This window comes from Stutzerimonas stutzeri, assembly GCF_013522825.1.
Lineage (GTDB): Bacteria > Pseudomonadota > Gammaproteobacteria > Pseudomonadales > Pseudomonadaceae > Stutzerimonas > Stutzerimonas stutzeri_AK.
The window spans coordinates 92044-108262 of record NZ_JAAMQZ010000011.1 but is presented as its reverse complement, the minus strand read 5'-3'; the positions used below and the strand labels follow the sequence as shown (position 1 = coordinate 108262).

Genomic DNA, 16219 nt, shown 5'->3' with positions numbered 1-16219 from the left:
TCTATCGGTATACGGGGTGGCGGCGACAAAGATCTACCACCTGTTCGCGTACCCGGTCACGTACTGTCGTCGGGGCATCACCACCAGCCTCCTGTGTATCCAGCACGTCGCACAGCCAGCCCGCGAGCTGTTCGCACTCGGCCACGCCGAAGCCGCGCGTGGTCACGGCGGGCGTGCCAATGCGAAGGCCTGACGTGACGAACGGCGAGCGCGGGTCGTTGGGTACCGAATTCTTGTTCGCAGTGATGTAGGCATCAGCCAGCGCTGCGTCCGCGTCCTTGCCGGTGTAGGGCTTGGCGGACAGGTCGATCAGCATCAAATGGTTGTCGGTGCCACCGGAAACAATCTTGTAGCCACGCTCCTGGAGCACAGCGGCCATCGCGCGGGCATTGGTCACCACCTGGCGCTGGTAGGACTTGAATTCCGGGCGCAGCGCCTCCTTGAAGGCCACCGCCTTGGCCGCGATGACGTGCATCAGCGGGCCGCCCTGGATACCTGGGAATACGGCGGAATTAAGCTTCTTGTAGAGGTCTTCGTCCTGCCCCTTGGCGAGGATGATGCCGCCGCGCGGGCCGCGCAGGGTCTTGTGGGTGGTGCTGGTGACGACATGGGCGTGGGGCAACGGATTCGGGTACTCGCCTGCCGCCACCAGGCCGGCGACGTGCGCCATGTCTACCCAAAAGATCGCGCCCACCTTGTCGGCGATGGCGCGCATACGCGCCCAATCCTTGTGACGCGAATATGCGGAGAAGCCGCCGATCAGCATCTTCGGCCGCGTTTCCAGCGCGATGCGCTCCATCTCGTCGTAGTCGATCAACCCTGTCTCGGGGTCGAGACCATAGGGCACGATCTTGTAGTGCCGGCCGGAGAAATTGGACGGGTTGCCGTGGGTCAGGTGGCCGCCCTGGGCGAGATTCATGCCCATCACGGTGTCGCCGGGGTTGGCCAGTGCCAGGAACACCGCCGCGTTGGCCTGCGCGCCGGCATGGGGTTGGACATTGGCATAGTCGCAATCGAACAGCTCCTTGATGCGCTCGATGGCGAGGCGTTCAGCCACGTCCACGTACTCGCAGCCGCTGTAGTAGCGTTTGCCGGGGTAGCCCTCGGCATACTTGTTGGTGAATACCGAGTTCTGGATGCGCATCACCAGCGGGCTGGCATAGTTCTCGGAGGCAATCAGCTCGACGTGATCCTCCTGCCGGCGTTCTTCGTGCCGCACGGCCTGAGCCAATTCAGGGTCAAAGTCGATGAGAGTAAGGGCATTGTCGTACATGGAGGTTCGTCCTATTTTCGGGAGTTTTGGATTTCAGGGTTTGATTCTGTTCGGGCGCATCACTGTCCAGCTCCCGGCGCACTTCGCGAATCAGGTCGCTGGCCGCGGCCAGGGCATCGGCCGCCGACTTGCCGTCCAGGCTTTCGATAAGCCACGAGCCGATCACGACGGCATCGGCCACCCGGGCGATCTCGCGCGCCGTATCGGCATCCCGGATGCCGAACCCGACGCCGACTGGAATGCGCACATGAAGGCGGATGCGCGCCAACATCTCTCGCACCTGCTCCACATTCAACGTCTTGGCACCGGTGACACCCTTGACTGAGATACAGTAGATGTAGCCATCGGCGCGTTCGGCAACTTGCTGAATGCGTCGCTCTGTAGAAGTTGGCGCCAGTAGGAAAATGAGGTCGATGCTGTGGCGGCGAAGCTGCGCAGCAAGGTCGCCGGAAACTTCCGGCGGGTAATCGACTACGAGCACGCCATCTACACCCGCGGCCGCTGCGTCCGTAGCGAAGGCGCCTGGCTGGCGTAGATAGTCATGGCGTTCAATTGGATTGGCATAACCCATCAGCACCACCGGCGTGTCGGCGTCGGATTCGCGGAAGCGTCGCACATGGTCAAGCACCTGCGGCAGGCCGATACCTTGTCGCAGGGCGCGTTCGGTGGATGCCTGGATCGTTGGGCCGTCTGCCGAGGGGTCGGAGAACGGTACGCCCAGTTCGATGATGTCGGCACCGGCCTCGACCAGAACGTGCATCAGCGCGGGGGTAATGTCTGCGTAGGGATAACCGGCAGTGACATAGGGAATCAATGCTTTTCGCCCCTGCTGTCGTAAACGATCGAAGGTGCTATGAAGCCGGCTCATGGCTGGCCTCCGGTGGATTGGGCCATCACCGTCTCCATGTCCTTGTCGCCCCGCCCGGACAGATTTACGAGAATGGCCTGCTCCTGGTTCAGCGTTGCAGCTAACTTGATGGCGTGGGCGACGGCATGGCTGGCTTCCAGCGCGGGAATGATGCCCTCCACACGGCTCAACAAATGAAAGGCGTGCAATGCCTCGTCGTCGATGGCACCGACGTACTCGGCACGGCCGATCTCGTGCAGCCAGGCATGTTCCGGCCCGACACCGGGATAGTCCAGCCCGGCGCTGATACTGTGGGTATCCAGCACCTGGCCTTGGTCGTCCTGTAGAACGAGTGAGCGGCTGCCGTGCAGAACGCCCGGGCTGCCTCGCTGTATCGAGGCAGCGTGCCTGCCGGTGTCCAACCCGAAGCCTGCTGCCTCGACGCCGACCAACCGGACTTCTTCGTGCTTGATGTACGGATGGAAGATGCCGATAGCGTTACTGCCGCCGCCGACGCAGGCGATCACCACGTCGGGGTGCTGCTTCGCCATACCGAGGCGCCGGAACAGCACTGGCATCTGCGTCAGGCATTCCTTACCAATCACGGTCTGGAAGTCCCGCACCATTGCCGGGTACGGGTGCATGCCGGCTACCGAGCCGATCAGGTAGAACGTGTCATCGACGTTGGTGACCCAATCACGGATCGCATCGTTCATGGCGTCCTTCAGGGTACGGCTACCGGTCTCCACTGGCACCACCGTCGCCCCGAGCAGCTTCATGCGCTGGACATTGGGGCTCTGCCGCCGGATGTCCTCGCTGCCCATGTAGATCACACATTCCAGTCCGTAGCGCGCACAAATCGTCGCAGTGGCGACCCCATGCTGGCCAGCACCGGTTTCGGCGATGATGCGCCGTTTGTCCATGCGCCGGGCCAGCATGGCTTGGCCGATCACGTTGTTGATCTTGTGAGCGCCAGTGTGGTTGAGATCTTCGCGCTTGAGGAAGATGCGCGCACCGCCTGTTTCCTCGCTGAGGCGTCGGGCGTAGTACATCGGTGAAGGACGGCCGACGTAATCTGCCAATTCCTCTTGAAACTCAGTGATGAAGGCGGGATCATCGCGGCAACGTAGCCACGACTGCTGCAGTTCCTCGACGGCTTGCGCCAGCGTCTCACTGATGAAGCTCCCACCAAAGCGGCCGAAGAATCCAGCGGCATCTGGCTGATCGTAAATAGATGCAGGGCTCATGCCGTCGGCTCCGTCTGTCCGGCCGCGGTGGTTGTTTCCCGACGATCAGTCGTATCCGAAGACAGCAGACTGGCAACCCGTGCCACGATGTCGTTGATCTGCGCCTCGCTGCAGATCAGGGGAGGGAGCAGTCGGATAGTGGAGCCACGGGTCACGGTGATGAGCAGGCGCTGTTCTGTCAGTGCTCGGCCGACCAGTTCCTGACAGTTCCGGTTCAGCTCGATTCCCGCCATCATGCCCAGGCCCCGAATGGCGACGACGTTCGGGTGTCCGTCGAGCGCCTCGCGCAGCCCCGCGAGTAGTTGCTCACCCAGCGTAGCTGCCCGTTTCGGTAGGTCGTCGCGCGCCATGATGTCGAGCACGGTGCAGGCCACTCGGCAGGCGAGTGGATTGCCGCCGAAGGTCGTGCCGTGCTGGCCGGGCGACAACAAGTCAGCCACATCCCCACGCGCCAGGCAGCCGCCGATGGGAAAGCCGTTGCCCAGCGACTTGGCCACTGTCATGACATCGGGAACGATCCCCGCGTGCTGGTGCGCAAACCAGGCGCCGGTGCGGCCCATGCCGCACTGGATTTCGTCGAGCATCAGCAACCAGCCGTGCCGGTCGCACAACGTGCGCAGCTCCCGCAGATAATCGGCGCTCGCCGCACGGATGCCGCCTTCGCCCTGTACCAGCTCGATCAACACCGCTACGATGTCCGGCGACCGCTCGGCGACCCGGCGCACCGCCTCGATGTCGTCGTAAGGCACACGCAGGAATCCGGGCAACAGTGGCTCAAAGCCCTGCTGCTTGGCGGGGTTGTCGGTTGCGGTGAGCGTTGCGATGGTGCGGCCATGGAAGGCGTTCTCCATCACCAGGATCTGCGGTTGTGCTACTTGCCTGTGATGGCCGTACAGCCGGGCCAGTTTCAGCGCGGCCTCGTTGGCCTCTGCGCCGGAGTTGCAGAAGAAGGCCCTCTCCATGTCCGCCAGAGCGCACAGGCGCTCGCCCAGCCGCTCCTGCCAGTCGATACGGAACACATTGGAGGTGTGCAGCAGCAGACCGGCCTGCTCGGCGATGACGCTGGCAATCTCCGGGTGGGCATGCCCCAGGCTGGTGACGGCGATGCCGGCGATGGCATCCAGGTACTCGATGCCGTGTTCATCCCAGAGGCGCGCACCGTTGCCGCGCACGAAGGAAACGGGTTGGCGGGCATAGGCCCGCATCAGATGGGAAGCGGCTGCTTGCATGGGAAAATCCTGTAAGTAAATTTGCTGACGCACTCGCGTGCCGTTGCTTTGTTGTCGTTGTGGCTATTTGCCATCGGTAGCAGCAGTTCGGCGCATTGCATCTCTCGGGTATGACGCAGTGCGTGAACGACGTGACGGCACGCCTGGATGGCGGCTTCCGACAGATCAGCGCCATTGAGCCAATGTCCGGTCAGGGTGGCGCAGAATAGGTCGCCTGTGCCCTTGGGGGTCGCGTCGATGCGTGGATGGACAATGACTTCGGCTTGCGTGCGAGTGACGAGCACCACCTGCATCTCGTCCCGTGTCCAGGTGCTGGGCGCGGCACTGGTCACTGCGACCCATTGGGTGCGTCCAGTCAGCAAGGTACGGGCGGCGGCGACCACGCTTTCGACATCGCTCACGGGCAGGCCTGTCAGGTGCGCCAGTTCAAAATCGTTCGGTGTCAGCCCATCGGCCAATGGCAATAAGTCCCGGTGATAGACATCGACCAGAGAGGGATCAACATAGATGCCATGGTCGTGATCGCCCATTACCGGGTCAATCACGATACTCAGGTCTGCCCGCTCTTTCAGCAGCGCCTGAGCCCAACGCACCAAGATGTCAGCCTGTCGCGGGTTTCCCAGGTAGCCGACCAGAATGGTGCGCAAGGCATGCAGCGCTCCTCGTGCGGCCAAATCCTGCAGATAGCCATCGAACCATTCGATCGGAAGTGCCCCGCCGTGCATCGTTGGGTAGTGCGGGGTGTTGCTGAACACCACGGTAGGACGGCAGCTGTCGAAAGCCCCAGCGCCTCCAAGGTCGGTACTGCGACGTTATTGCCCACCCGGCCATAGACCACCTGTGACTGCACCGAAACGACATCGGCCTTCAGCGCCTGCCTTTGATCGGAAAGTGATGCTGCACTCATGGCCGACCCCGCTGCATATTGACACCTGCGTTTGAAGCAGCGAGATGAGAGCGGATCAATTGCAAGCGCTTGATCTGATGCCCACGTTCATCGAAGTTCTCCGGGGCCAGCCACTGCTGGAAGGCAGCTTTCACCATCGGCCACTCTTTGTCGATGATGGAGAACCAGGCGGTATCGCGATTTCGTCCCTTGTAGATCAAGGCTTGACGGAAAGTACCTTCGTACTGGAAACCCAGACGCTCGGCCGCGTTGCGGGATCGCTGATTGAGGCTGTCGCATTTCCATTCGTACCGGCGGTAACCCAGCTCGTCAAAGACATAAGACATCAACAGGAACTGGGCCTCGGTCGCGATACGTGAGCGCTGCAGGATTGGGGAAAACGTCACGACCCCGACTTCCACGACCCCGTGTTGGGGTTGTTGGCGCATCAATGCCAAAGTGCCTACGGGTAAGCCAGTGCGCAGATCAACGACCGCGAAGTGCAAAGGGTCGGTTTCCCGGGCCATCTGCTCCGTGTAGGCTCGATAGGCTTGTGCATCGGGGAACGGGCCGGCCGACAAATACAGCCAGTCCCGGCCGTTACTCGCCTGGCTGTATGCCTCGAACAGCGCATCGGCATGGCACGCCGGATCTACGGGCTCCAGGCGACACTCATTCCCTGTCAGGACGACGCCGGCAGGTTGAGGGCGACCGTGCCAATCAGGCACGGGCTCGCCCACGGGGAACGACAAGGTCTGGGCTTTCATTCTGAATGCTCCTTGGGATTGCCTGCGTCCGGCCAGTAATAGGCATCCGGCAAAGGACGAGCGCCAAAAATGGCTTGCCCGACACGCACGACGGTGGCGCCTTCTTCGATGGCAATCTCGAAGTCACCGGACATGCCCATGGAGAGTTCGTCCAGGCCAATGCCAGCGGGTGCGCTGTCGCGCAGTCGGTCGCGCAGGGTTCTCAGCAAAATAAAACACTGGCGCACCCGTTCAGCCTCGCTGGAGAACAGCGCCAGCGTCATCAGCCCACGCACGCGCAGCGCGGAGAACGTCGGCAGCGCTTGGATGAACGCCGGCACGTCTCCTGGGGCCAGGCCGTACTTGCTGGCTTCGCCAGAGGTGTTGACCTGTACGAACACATCCAGCGAGCGCCCCTCGGCTTGCAGGCGCCGTTCCAGCGCATCGGCCACGCGCAGGCTGTCCAGCGCCTGGAACTCGGTGGCGAAGCGTGCCACCAGCTTGGCCTTGTTGGTCTGCAAGTGACCGATGACCGACCATTGCAGGTCGGTCAAGTCCTGCATGGCCTCCCATTTGCGGTAGGCCTCCTGCGGTTTGTTCTCACCCAGCATCCGGCAGCCGGCCGCATGGGCAAGGCGCAGGCTCGCCTCGGGCTTGGTCTTGCTAACGGGCAGCAGGCGCACACCGGCCGGGTCGCGGACGGCGCGGCGGCAGGCCGCGGCGATGCGCTCCTGCACGCTCGCCAGATTGCGCCGGAAGTCCTCGACGGTGACGGCTTCAGGGTAGAGGCCGTGACGGTCATGGCTGGTTTGTGTGCTGACAAGGGTTTGCATCAGTTCGTCATTCCTTTGTTTGCCACTGTGGGTTGCGGTGCGGGACGGAACCACCGGCCGTTGAGCGCTGCATAGGCCATTAAACCAATCAGCAAGCCCCAGAACGCGCCGCCGATACCGAGCATGCTGATGTTGGCCGCAGCGGCAAGGAAGGTGATCAGCGAAGCTTCGCGGGCCTTGGCATCGGCCATTGCACTGGCGAGGCTGCCGCCGATGGTGCCCAGCAGCGCCAGGCCAGCCAGCGTGGTGATGAAGGTGGCCGGAAAGGCCATGAAAACGGCGGCAAGTGTCACCCCGAACACACCGACCAGGATGTAAAACACGCCCGCGGCAATACCAGCGATCCAACGCTTGTCCGGGTTTTCGTGCGCCTCCCGGCCAGTACAGATAGCCGCCGTGATCGCGGCGATGTTGAAGGCATGCGAACCAAACGGCGCCATCAACAAGGAACCGAGCCCGGTAATGGTCACGATGGGGTTGGCACTGGTTTTGAAGCCGTCATTGCGCAGCACCAGCATGCCGGGCATGTACTGTCCGGTCAGGGTAATCAGGAACAGCGGCAGCGCTACGCTCAACAGCGCATTGAGCGAGAACGCCGGCATGGTGAAGACTGGCGCGGCGAGTTTTAGTGTCAGCCCGGATAGATCGACTCGATCCTGAATCAGTAGGAAAGCCAGCCCCAGCACCAGAATGCCCACCACGGCATAGCGTGCGGTGAATCGCTTGAGCACGATGTAGGCGACGATCAACAGCCCCGCCAACAGGGGGTCAACGCTCATGCCACCAAACGCACCGATGCCGAACTGCAGCAGAATGCCAGCCAGCAGCCCGGCGGCCACGCCCGGCGGGATCAAACGGATGACCCGCTCGAAGTAGCCTGACAAGCCGAGCAGCACGAAGGCCGCGGCAGAGATCAGATATGCGCCGACAGCTTCCGCGTAGGGCGTGGTCGCCAGCGCCGTGACGAGGAACGCGGCTGCTGGTGTAGACCAAGCCGTGATGATCGGCTCGCGGGAAATCCAGCTCAGGATGATCCCCGTTACCCCAACGCCGATGGAAATCGACCACACCCACGAGGCTGTCAGCTCCGGGCTGAGACCCGCCACCTTGGCAGCCTGGAACACGAGAATGAACGTGCCACCGTAGTTGACGATGACCGAAATCAGGCCAGCCACGACGGGATGGGTAAGATCACTCCAACGGATGGGTGAAGATGAGGGGACGGATGACATGGCTTGACAGTGACTCCTGAAACAATCTGAAGGGCAGAGTTGATAAACAAAGTTATAGCCGTAAAATGGATGGATATTCCCCACCATTTTTCTAAAGTGATACCGGCCAATTGTTCAAGCACGCCCAACTAGAATCCGTCAAAGCCTGGATTGGTGACCCCGCGCATAGCGCTTTGCCGCTGTATGCGCGCATCCAGCGCGGCATCCGGCAACTCATCCTCGACGGCGCGCTGGACGTCGGCAAGCCGCTGCCCGCCTCGCGTGCGCTTGCAAAGTCGCTGGACGTTTCGCGCGATACCGTTGAGTCGGCGTACAGCCAATTGCATGCGGAAGGCTTCATCGAGCGGCGTGTTGGCCGTGGCAGCTTTGTATCGGAGCGGGCAAAGCGTCTCCCCGGGCGTGGCACAGCGCGACGCAATGAAGCTTGCCATGAAGCGTTGCGCCTCAGTCAACGCGGCCACACTATGTTCCAGAGTGGCGGTCTACGCGATTTTCTGGCTCCACGTCCATTCGCCCCAGGGGTGCCAGAGACGCGTAATTTCCCCCTCCAGACTTGGGAACGGCTGGAGCGGCAGGTGTTCAAGGAATATGGCACTCGGGCTTTGACGCACAGCGATCCACAAGGGCTGGAGCCATTGCGACGCGCCATTGCGGATTACGTCAATCTCGAACGTGGGGCGCATGCCACGCCCGAGCGCGTACTGGTGCTGACCAGTTCGCAGCAGGCCATGACACTGTGCGCCAACGTACTGCTCGATTCCGGCGATCAAATTTTTATCGAAGACCCGGTCTATCAAGGGGCGCGCAAAGCGTTCGACGCTGCGGGTCTGGAGTGCGTACCCGTGCCACTCGATGCCAATGGCATGCTGGTGGAATATCTGAATCAGGCTGCGAAGACCTCCAGAGATTCGGCCAAGGCGGTGTTTCTGACGCCATCGCACCAGTTTCCGACCGGAGCAACACTCGCGCTGGATCGGCGGCTGGCCGTCATTGAATGGGCCAGACAACACCGGAGCTGGATCATCGAAGACGATTACGACAGCGAGTTCCATTACGCAGGTAAACCCACCGCCTGTGTCCAAGGTCTCGACCCGCATGAGCGGACGATCTACATCGGCACCTTCACCAAATCACTTTTCCCCGGCTTGCGTATCGGCTATATGGTGCTGCCGCCATCGTTGGTGGCCCCGATGACCGTGGCCCGCACCTTGCTGGATGGACATAGCGCACCGATTCCGCAGCTCACACTGGCGCGCTTCATCGAAGGTGGCCATTTCGGTGCCCACGTGCGCACCATGCGTGCTACCTATGCGGAACGGCGGGACGCTCTGGCGCGGCTGGTACGTAAGCATCTGGCCGACTTCGTGGAACCCAGGGTGCCCGCAGGAGGAATGCAGATGCCTTGCTTGTTCATCCGCGACATCCCCGAAAACGAGGCTGTGGATTCTGCGCGTCGGGCTGGAGTCGACCTGTTGGGACTGACGGCGCTCCATGCGTCGAGTCGGCACAAGTCTGGCTTCCTCATGGGATTCGCCGCCCACGCTCCCCATGAAATGGGAACCTCCGTCAAGAAACTGGCGAACGTTCTGCGTGCACTGTGTCGCTGATCGCCATGAATCGGACTAACTGAGGTCACGCGTGAGGTCGTCGTCCAACGGGTTGCTGGCCCAAGTATCCATTGCCCATATGGCCAGCCACCTGCACATCGCGACAGCTACCCACGACGCTGAGGTACCCAATACGGGCGACCTTGAGCTGCTGGCCCGCGCTTTCTGAGCTCCCTTATTCAGTTGCGTGCCACGCATCGTACCCCATCCTGGCATCTATCATCGATCCCCTGCGAGCCGTTCCAGTATCTCATCGACAACCCTGGAAGTGATGCCACCTTCCCCTTGGCTTCTTTCAGCCAAACCGACCATATTCAGTTCAGGATTGCCTACCAAGTAGTCTCTGGTGATCGGCCCCTGCAGGCTGCCATCTTTGCGATCTAGGGCAATGTAAATGGCAGCCCAGTTTGGCTGGGCATCTGGCCATCCGGTCAGGCGCTTATCTTCATCAGTGAGTAGATTTTCCAGATCAATCTTCTCAAGCGCGATAGCCGAGTTTCCGCTGGTCGCTGTAACAGCGCCTGTTGCATTAACGGCTTTGGTGGCGATGTTATCTGTCCCCATCTGGGCAGCCATCAGTGCGGCGAAAGACGAAGTCTGTGAGTCAAGATTCGGCGATGTGCCCTGTGCCGCAGCGCTTGAGTTATCAGTCGTCTGAGTATTCTTGTTCAAGGCGGAGTAAAGCCCAGAATAGGAGTTGTCGATTTGCATGTGTCATGTCCTCGTAGACGGCATGTTCCCGGCAGTGTCCGTCAAGTCGGTGAAATTCCCTGTATTTAATGCAAGTTTCACTCCAAGTTGTTCTGATGAAAGAAACTGGACTTAACTCGTTGGGTTTTAACGGTTTTTTAATCGATGCTGCGATGCGGGAGGCAAAAATCGAGTTACCAGGCGGCAAAGAATTGCCGGAAGATAGGTAGGCAGTTCCAACGCAAATTATAGGGCGTTCCCCGGGCAGGCCGGGGCGCGCTGTCGTGCATGGCATCGAGCCGCTACGCGTCTCGCCCCTTCGGGCTTCCATCGCTAACGCCTACGGCCCGGCTTCCAGCTTCGGGCCTGCGCGCTTCGCTTGCGTGCGGTCGGCACATGCCTGGTGGTTGTTGCCTGTCCAGCCATCTTTCCTGACCTCATCACCTTGTCCGCGACTGTAGCCCGTGGCCGCGTGCCGTCAAGGCGCGCCAGGCCGTGTCCTCGGCTGCGCCTGCGGGCCGCACCAACCTGGCGCTTCCTCCTTGACGGCCCACGTCCGTGGGCTCCTGACCGTCGCGGGCGATGAACTCAGGAAAGACGGTGGCAACAAGACCAACCGGGTTCTTCGTGCCAACCGCACCGAACAGCCGAAAGGCTGGGCTCCGAATCTAGGAATCCGGTGTGCGGTTTGAACAGCAAACCTTTTTTGTCAGGAGAAAGACCATGCTTGCATCCCGTTTCGCTTCCCGTTCCCCGGTGCTTCGCAGCGACTTCCCGCTGTCCGATGACCAGATCAGAGCCGTGGTGCCGTCCATCTATGCCGACACACCACACCAGAGCCGTTCAGAACGCTACAGCTATATCCCCACAGCTGCCGTGCTGACGGAACTGCGGAAAGAGGGATTTCAGCCCTTCATGGTGACGCAAACCCGCGTCCGTAACGAGGACCGCCGCGACTTCACCAAGCACATGATCCGCCTGCGCCATGCCAATCAAGTCAATGACAGCATCGCCAACGAAATTATTTTGCTGAACTCGCACGATGGCACCAGCAGCTATCAGATGCTGGCGGGAGCGTTCAGGTTTGTCTGCGCTAATGGTCTGGTATGCGGCGACACCGTGGCCGATGTGCGCATTCCGCATAAAGGTGATGTTACCGGGCAGGTCATTGAAGGCGCTTACGAGGTGTTGAGCGGCTTTGAACGGGCGCAGGAGTCCCGCGAAGCCATGCAGGCCATCACCTTGGATGCAGGCGAAGCAGAAATATTCGCACGCGCCGCGTTGGCCTTGAAGTACGACGACCCGGACAAGCCCGCGCCCATCACGGAAAGTCAGATTCTGATGCCGCGCCGGTATGACGATCGCCGCCCCGATCTGTGGATGGCCTTCAACCGCATACAGGAAAACCTGATCAAAGGCGGTTTGCGTGGCCGCAGCGCCAACGGTCGCCGCCAAAGCACCCGAGCGGTACAAGGCATTGACTCCGACATTCGCCTGAATCGCGCCCTGTGGCTGCTGGCTGAGGGTATGCGCCAGTTGAAAGCCTGACCCCTGCGCGGCAAGGGGCAGGCAGCACCCCTTGCCGCTTCTTTCGCTGCTGCATTCCAGAACCGAAAGGAGTTTTCATCATGCACGCCATTACTCAAACCGAATCCAAAACCATCACCACACACGAAACTACAGCCCCAGCACAAAGCCTGATTCTGGTGCCGTTGTCACAGCTGCGCCGCTCGCGCCGTAACGTGCGCAAAACCGCAGGCCAGTCCATTGAGGCGCTGGCGTCGAGCATTGAGCGTGTTGGCTTGCTGCAAAATCTGACCGTGATTCTTGCTGTCGATGGCAAGCATTACGAAGTAGTAGCCGGTGGCCGCAGGCTCGCCGCATTGAAGCTGCTGGCAAAAAAACGTCGTTTGCCCAAGGATTGGGAGGTGCCTTGCCTAATCGTGGCCGATGGCAGCGCCCGCACAGCCAGCCTCACCGAGAACGTGCAGCGCGAAGCCATGCATCCGGCAGACCAGTTTGAAGCCTTCGCGGCGCTGGTGGTCGAAGGCCGCCCCGTTGAGGATATTGCGGCTGACTTCTCCGTTACGCCGCTTGTGGTGCAGCGCCGCTTGAAGCTGGCGAACGTCTCGCCGCGCCTGATGGCCGACTATCGGGCCGATGCCGTCACGCTCGATCAGTTGATGGCGCTTGCCATCACCGACGATCACACGGCACAGGAAGCCGCGTTCTACGATGCGCCAACGTGGCAGCGCAGTCCGCACAGCCTGCGCGAACGCCTGACCGAGCGCGAAATCGACGCTTATCGCCATCCGCTGGTGCGCTTCGTCGGGCTGGACAACTACGAAGCCGCAGGCGGCGGCATCCGCCGCGACTTGTTCGCGGAAGGCGATGCGGGCGTGTATCTGACCGATGCTGCGCTGCTGGAAAGGCTGGCGCAAGACAAACTGACAGATATTGCCGCCGCTGTCCGCGCCGAGGGTTGGGCGTGGGTGGATGCCACGCCGGGTGTGACCCATGCCGACCTGCACGCTTTCCAACGCGCCCCGAGGGAGCGCCGCGAACCGAACAAGCGCGAAGTCGCACGCATCGAGAAGTTGCAAGCCAAGATGCACGAACTGGCCGAGGCCGTGGATGGCGCGCTGGACGCTGACGACGAGGAAAAGGCCGATGCCTTGCAAGAGGAAGGCAAAGCCGTGGGCGAGCAGTTGCAGGCGCTGCAAGATGGCTTGCAGGGCTACAGCCCGAATGTGAAGGCCGCAGCCGGTGCCATCGTCACTATCGACCGCAACGGCGAGGCCGTTATTCATCGCGGCCTGATGCGCGAAGCTGAGGCCAAGGCGCTGCGCACGCCGGAACGGCTGCGACAGGGGCTCAGCGGTGAGGATGCCGAGAACGACGAAGGCGAGAGCGCAGACGAGACGCAAGCCCCCGCCATGTCTGACCGACTGGCGCAACGCTTGAGCGTGCATCGTACCGCCGCGCTGCAAATCGAAGTAGCCCGGCATCCGCAAGCTGCGCTGGCCGCCGTGGTGCATGGCATGGCGCAAACCATTTTGCAGCAACGTCAATACAGTCACGATCTGCCGCTGGGCGTACGCTGACCGTGCAAGACCGGCTGGAGGGCATGGCCCCTGACTGGCCCGAGTCGCCCGCCGCCGTGGCCCTGCGCAAGTTGCAGCAGGTCGCGGGCGAAGTGCTGCCGCAGGACAGCGCCGAACTGTTCGCCGCGCTGCTGGCGATGGAGCAAGGCGAGCTGGTACGGCTACTGGCAGTTTGCGTGGCGGCTACTGTGGACGTGGTGACACCACGCGCTACGGCGCAGCAGCCGGGCGCGGAGCTGGCGCAGGCAGTGAGTCTCGACATGGCCGTATGGTGGCAGCCGACCGCAGAAGGTTACTTCATGCACGTTCCGAAGGCCGCGATCCTGCAAGCTGTGGGCGAGTATGCGCCGGAGTACGTCAACCGGCTGGCGAAATTGAAGAAGGCCGACATCGCGCGCGAGGCCGAGCGGCTGGCCGATGGCACCGGCTGGATGCCTGCCGTCTTCAAGGCCGAAGGTCCGCAGGAGGACATACAGGAAGAAGGCCCGGAGCAGGGTGCCCCGGACGGTACCGAATGCGTGGCGGATGAACCCGGCGAGGCGCTGGTCGCCTGAACCGCACCAAAGGTAAGCGCCCCGGCTACCGGGGCGCTTCGCTTGGAAGGAGAAGTTCCATGCCCCGCCCCCTATTCGGAACGGCCCATGCAGGGCCAGCGCCATGAAGTAGTCGGGCGGTACGCCCGGCAGTTGCAGGCCCGCATGGGCCTGAAAGCCAAAGCGCCCGTAGTACGCGGGATCTCCCAACAGCACGCAACCTGCGGCCCGCATGGTCCGCAGTTCGGACAGCGCCTGTTCCATCAGGCGTGAACCGATGCCTTGCCCCTGCCGTTGCGGCAGGACGGAGATCGGCCCCAGTCCATACCAGCCCTCGGCCTGCTGGTGGTGGCCATCGGTGATTGTGACGGGGGACAGCGCAACGTGGCCGACGATCTGTCCGTGTTCTTCGGCCACGATGGAAAGCGTCAGTTCGTTGGCTGCGCGCAAGGCACGCACGATGAATTGCTCGGTATGGCTGGTGTGCGGTGCATCGGCGAAAGCCGCAACCGTGACGGCTTCGATGGCGGCAATGTCGTCCGGGGTTTCGTGTCGGAGCTGGAGGGTCATGGGCTTGTCTTCAATGGCTTCCTGAAAATATAGAACGGCCTGGGAGTGTCGGCGCATAGCGCCGCCGGGCTTTCGGGCTGCGCCCCGTGCCGACTTCGCTGTCACGGCCATTCGGCTTCAATCCCTCACGCCTTCGCGCCTGCGGCGCTGCGCGCTGCGTTTGCCTCCAGGGGAAAGCCCTGCGGCTATCCCCGCCGCGCACAGCTTGGCGCCCCTGAATGCTGCCGAACCGGCTACGCCGGATCGGCCCGAGCGACGCCCCGTCGCGATGGGCGGGGCGCGGGGCTACGCCCCGGCTTGCTGCGGCAGGTTGCACGCTCGCGTGCCGTCCTCGACGCTGGCGGTTCTTGCCCATCACGTCACGAAGGACGGTTCATGGACAACCCGCCCGGCATCGCTATGGCATTTCCACGCCTCAAGACCGGCACCGCGAGGTGCGGCTGGGGCGTTTCCGCCTGTCGTCGGGTGGTTGACCTAGCCCGCGTCAGCGGGCGAGCCGGAGCAGCCTTCGTGCGGGGATGCCGAGTCGACCCTGTCTCCTTTCGGAGCGGTTCGGCCCAAGGCGTCCTTGGTTCGTTGTGAATCCTGGCGGTGGCACGGCTGCGCCTCGGGCTTCATGGCTGCAACCGTCCGGCGAAAACAATTTCCCCGCCGCTGCGCGGCTTCCTCGCGCAGCAAATTCTTTTCGCCTCCCGGTTCTCCACTGCGTTGCAACCGCAGGCGGTGCAGCCAGCCCGTCCCCCGCTGGCCGGATCACAACAAGGACGCGATGGGCGCGAACCTTGTTCAACCGACAGGAGTAAACATCATGGCCAACATCGGCACCTTCACCGCAGACAAAGACGGCTTCACCGGCTCGCTTCGCACCCTGACGCTCAACGTCAAGGTCAAGCTGGTTCCCAACGACAAGGGCAGCAGCGAGAACGCCCCCGACTTCCGCCTCCAGGCGGCCGGCCACGACATCGGCGCGGCATGGAAGAAGACCAGCGAGGCCGGGCGGGAATACCTGTCCGTGACCCTCGACGATCCTTCGTTCCCGGCGACGGTCTATGCCCGCCTCATCGAAGGCGAAGACGGCACGCGCGACCTGATCTGGTCGCGCAGCAAACCCCAAGCGGTCTGATGACCGCTTCCGCGCCCCGCCTATGGTGGCGGGGTGCGGTACCCGCAGGAAAATCAATACCATCGCCAAGGCGTTTTGCTGATGGGTATCCGCCACCAGCAACGAGACTACAGCTTATCTAAAGGACGACCTTTGAAATGCTTGAATCGGCTATTAACTTAATGCAGCAACATCAAAGTAATAGTTACATTGATGTTCGCGTTTGAGAAAAAGAAGGCTAGTTGCTCGGCAACGAATATAAATAAAAGCTTCTGCAGCTTTCCCATGAATGCCAGCTTGGATAGCGATGGCATGTCGTC

13 protein-coding genes and 2 pseudogenes are annotated in these 16219 nt (G+C 61.9%); 5 read left to right on the top strand and 10 right to left on the bottom strand.

All coding sequences use genetic code 11. The annotated features are described in order from the left end of the window. Nucleotide 1 precedes the first annotated feature (1 nt). The 8 genes from glyA to G7020_RS09285 all read right to left on the bottom strand — a co-directional run bounded on the left by glyA (nt 2) and on the right by G7020_RS09285 (nt 8293). A complete protein-coding gene (glyA, locus tag G7020_RS09320; protein ID WP_033947507.1) occupies nt 2-1273 on the bottom strand; it encodes a serine hydroxymethyltransferase in 1272 nt (423 codons plus the stop codon). Further along, on the bottom strand, nt 1239-2141 hold the full coding sequence (trpA, locus tag G7020_RS09315) for a tryptophan synthase subunit alpha (protein WP_079384570.1): 903 nt from the start codon (nt 2139-2141) through the stop codon (nt 1239-1241). Before trpA ends, glyA begins: the two co-directional genes overlap by 35 nt. Further along, nucleotides 2138-3367, bottom strand: a complete 1230-nt coding sequence (trpB, locus tag G7020_RS09310) for a tryptophan synthase subunit beta (RefSeq protein WP_181083899.1) — start codon at nt 3365-3367, stop codon at nt 2138-2140. Before trpB ends, trpA begins: the two co-directional genes overlap by 4 nt. Beyond that, nucleotides 3364-4596, bottom strand: coding sequence for an aspartate aminotransferase family protein (locus G7020_RS09305; RefSeq protein ID WP_181083897.1), 1233 nt, complete (start codon nt 4594-4596; stop codon nt 3364-3366). Before G7020_RS09305 ends, trpB begins: the two co-directional genes overlap by 4 nt. Further along, complete coding sequence (locus G7020_RS09300; RefSeq protein WP_219852635.1) at nt 4572-5351, bottom strand: PfkB family carbohydrate kinase; 780 nt, start codon at nt 5349-5351, stop codon at nt 4572-4574. The genes G7020_RS09305 and G7020_RS09300 overlap by 25 nt, the downstream gene beginning before the upstream one ends. 148 nt (nt 5352-5499) lie before the next feature. Further along, entirely contained in the window at nt 5500-6249 is a 750-nt protein-coding gene (locus tag G7020_RS09295) for a GNAT family N-acetyltransferase (RefSeq protein ID WP_181083895.1), read from the bottom strand. Next, on the bottom strand, nt 6246-7061 hold the full coding sequence (locus G7020_RS09290; protein WP_181083893.1) for a YggS family pyridoxal phosphate-dependent enzyme: 816 nt from the start codon (nt 7059-7061) through the stop codon (nt 6246-6248). Before G7020_RS09290 ends, G7020_RS09295 begins: the two co-directional genes overlap by 4 nt. Continuing rightward, nucleotides 7061-8293: a benzoate/H(+) symporter BenE family transporter gene (locus tag G7020_RS09285; RefSeq protein ID WP_181083891.1), complete on the bottom strand. Its 1233-nt coding sequence runs from the start codon at nt 8291-8293 to the stop codon at nt 7061-7063. Before G7020_RS09285 ends, G7020_RS09290 begins: the two co-directional genes overlap by 1 nt. A 110-nt stretch (nt 8294-8403) precedes the next feature. Between G7020_RS09285 and G7020_RS09280 the strand changes: the two genes are divergently transcribed. Both G7020_RS09280 and G7020_RS09275 read left to right on the top strand, forming a co-directional pair. Then, on the top strand, nt 8404-9900 hold the full coding sequence (locus tag G7020_RS09280; protein ID WP_181083890.1) for a PLP-dependent aminotransferase family protein: 1497 nt from the start codon (nt 8404-8406) through the stop codon (nt 9898-9900). Between the two features lie 31 nt (nt 9901-9931). Further along, entirely contained in the window at nt 9932-10069 is a 138-nt protein-coding gene (locus G7020_RS09275) for a hypothetical protein (RefSeq protein ID WP_181083888.1), read from the top strand. 50 nt (nt 10070-10119) lie between these two features. Here the strand turns inward: G7020_RS09275 and G7020_RS09270 are convergent, their stop codons facing one another. Further along, nucleotides 10120-10611 carry a hypothetical protein gene (locus G7020_RS09270; protein WP_181083886.1) on the bottom strand — a complete coding sequence of 164 codons (492 nt, stop codon included), beginning with the start codon at nt 10609-10611 and terminating at the stop codon, nt 10120-10122. A 702-nt stretch (nt 10612-11313) separates the two neighbouring features. Between G7020_RS09270 and G7020_RS09265 the strand changes: the two genes are divergently transcribed. Further along, on the top strand, nt 11314-12138 hold the full coding sequence (locus tag G7020_RS09265) for a DUF932 domain-containing protein (protein WP_023112229.1): 825 nt from the start codon (nt 11314-11316) through the stop codon (nt 12136-12138). 80 nt (nt 12139-12218) lie between these two features. After that, a pseudogene (locus G7020_RS09260) lies at nt 12219-14248 on the top strand (ParB N-terminal domain-containing protein). A 39-nt stretch (nt 14249-14287) separates the two neighbouring features. Here G7020_RS09260 and G7020_RS09255 read toward each other — a convergent pair. Beyond that, nucleotides 14288-14797 (bottom strand): annotated as a pseudogene (locus G7020_RS09255) (GNAT family N-acetyltransferase); the annotation flags it as partial. Nucleotides 14798-15605: 808 nt separating this feature from the next. On the opposite strand from G7020_RS09255, the gene G7020_RS09250 reads away from it, so the two are divergent. Then, nucleotides 15606-15920 carry a DUF736 domain-containing protein gene (locus G7020_RS09250; RefSeq protein ID WP_181083884.1) on the top strand — a complete coding sequence of 105 codons (315 nt, stop codon included), beginning with the start codon at nt 15606-15608 and terminating at the stop codon, nt 15918-15920. The last annotated feature ends 299 nt before the right edge of the window (nt 15921-16219 follow it).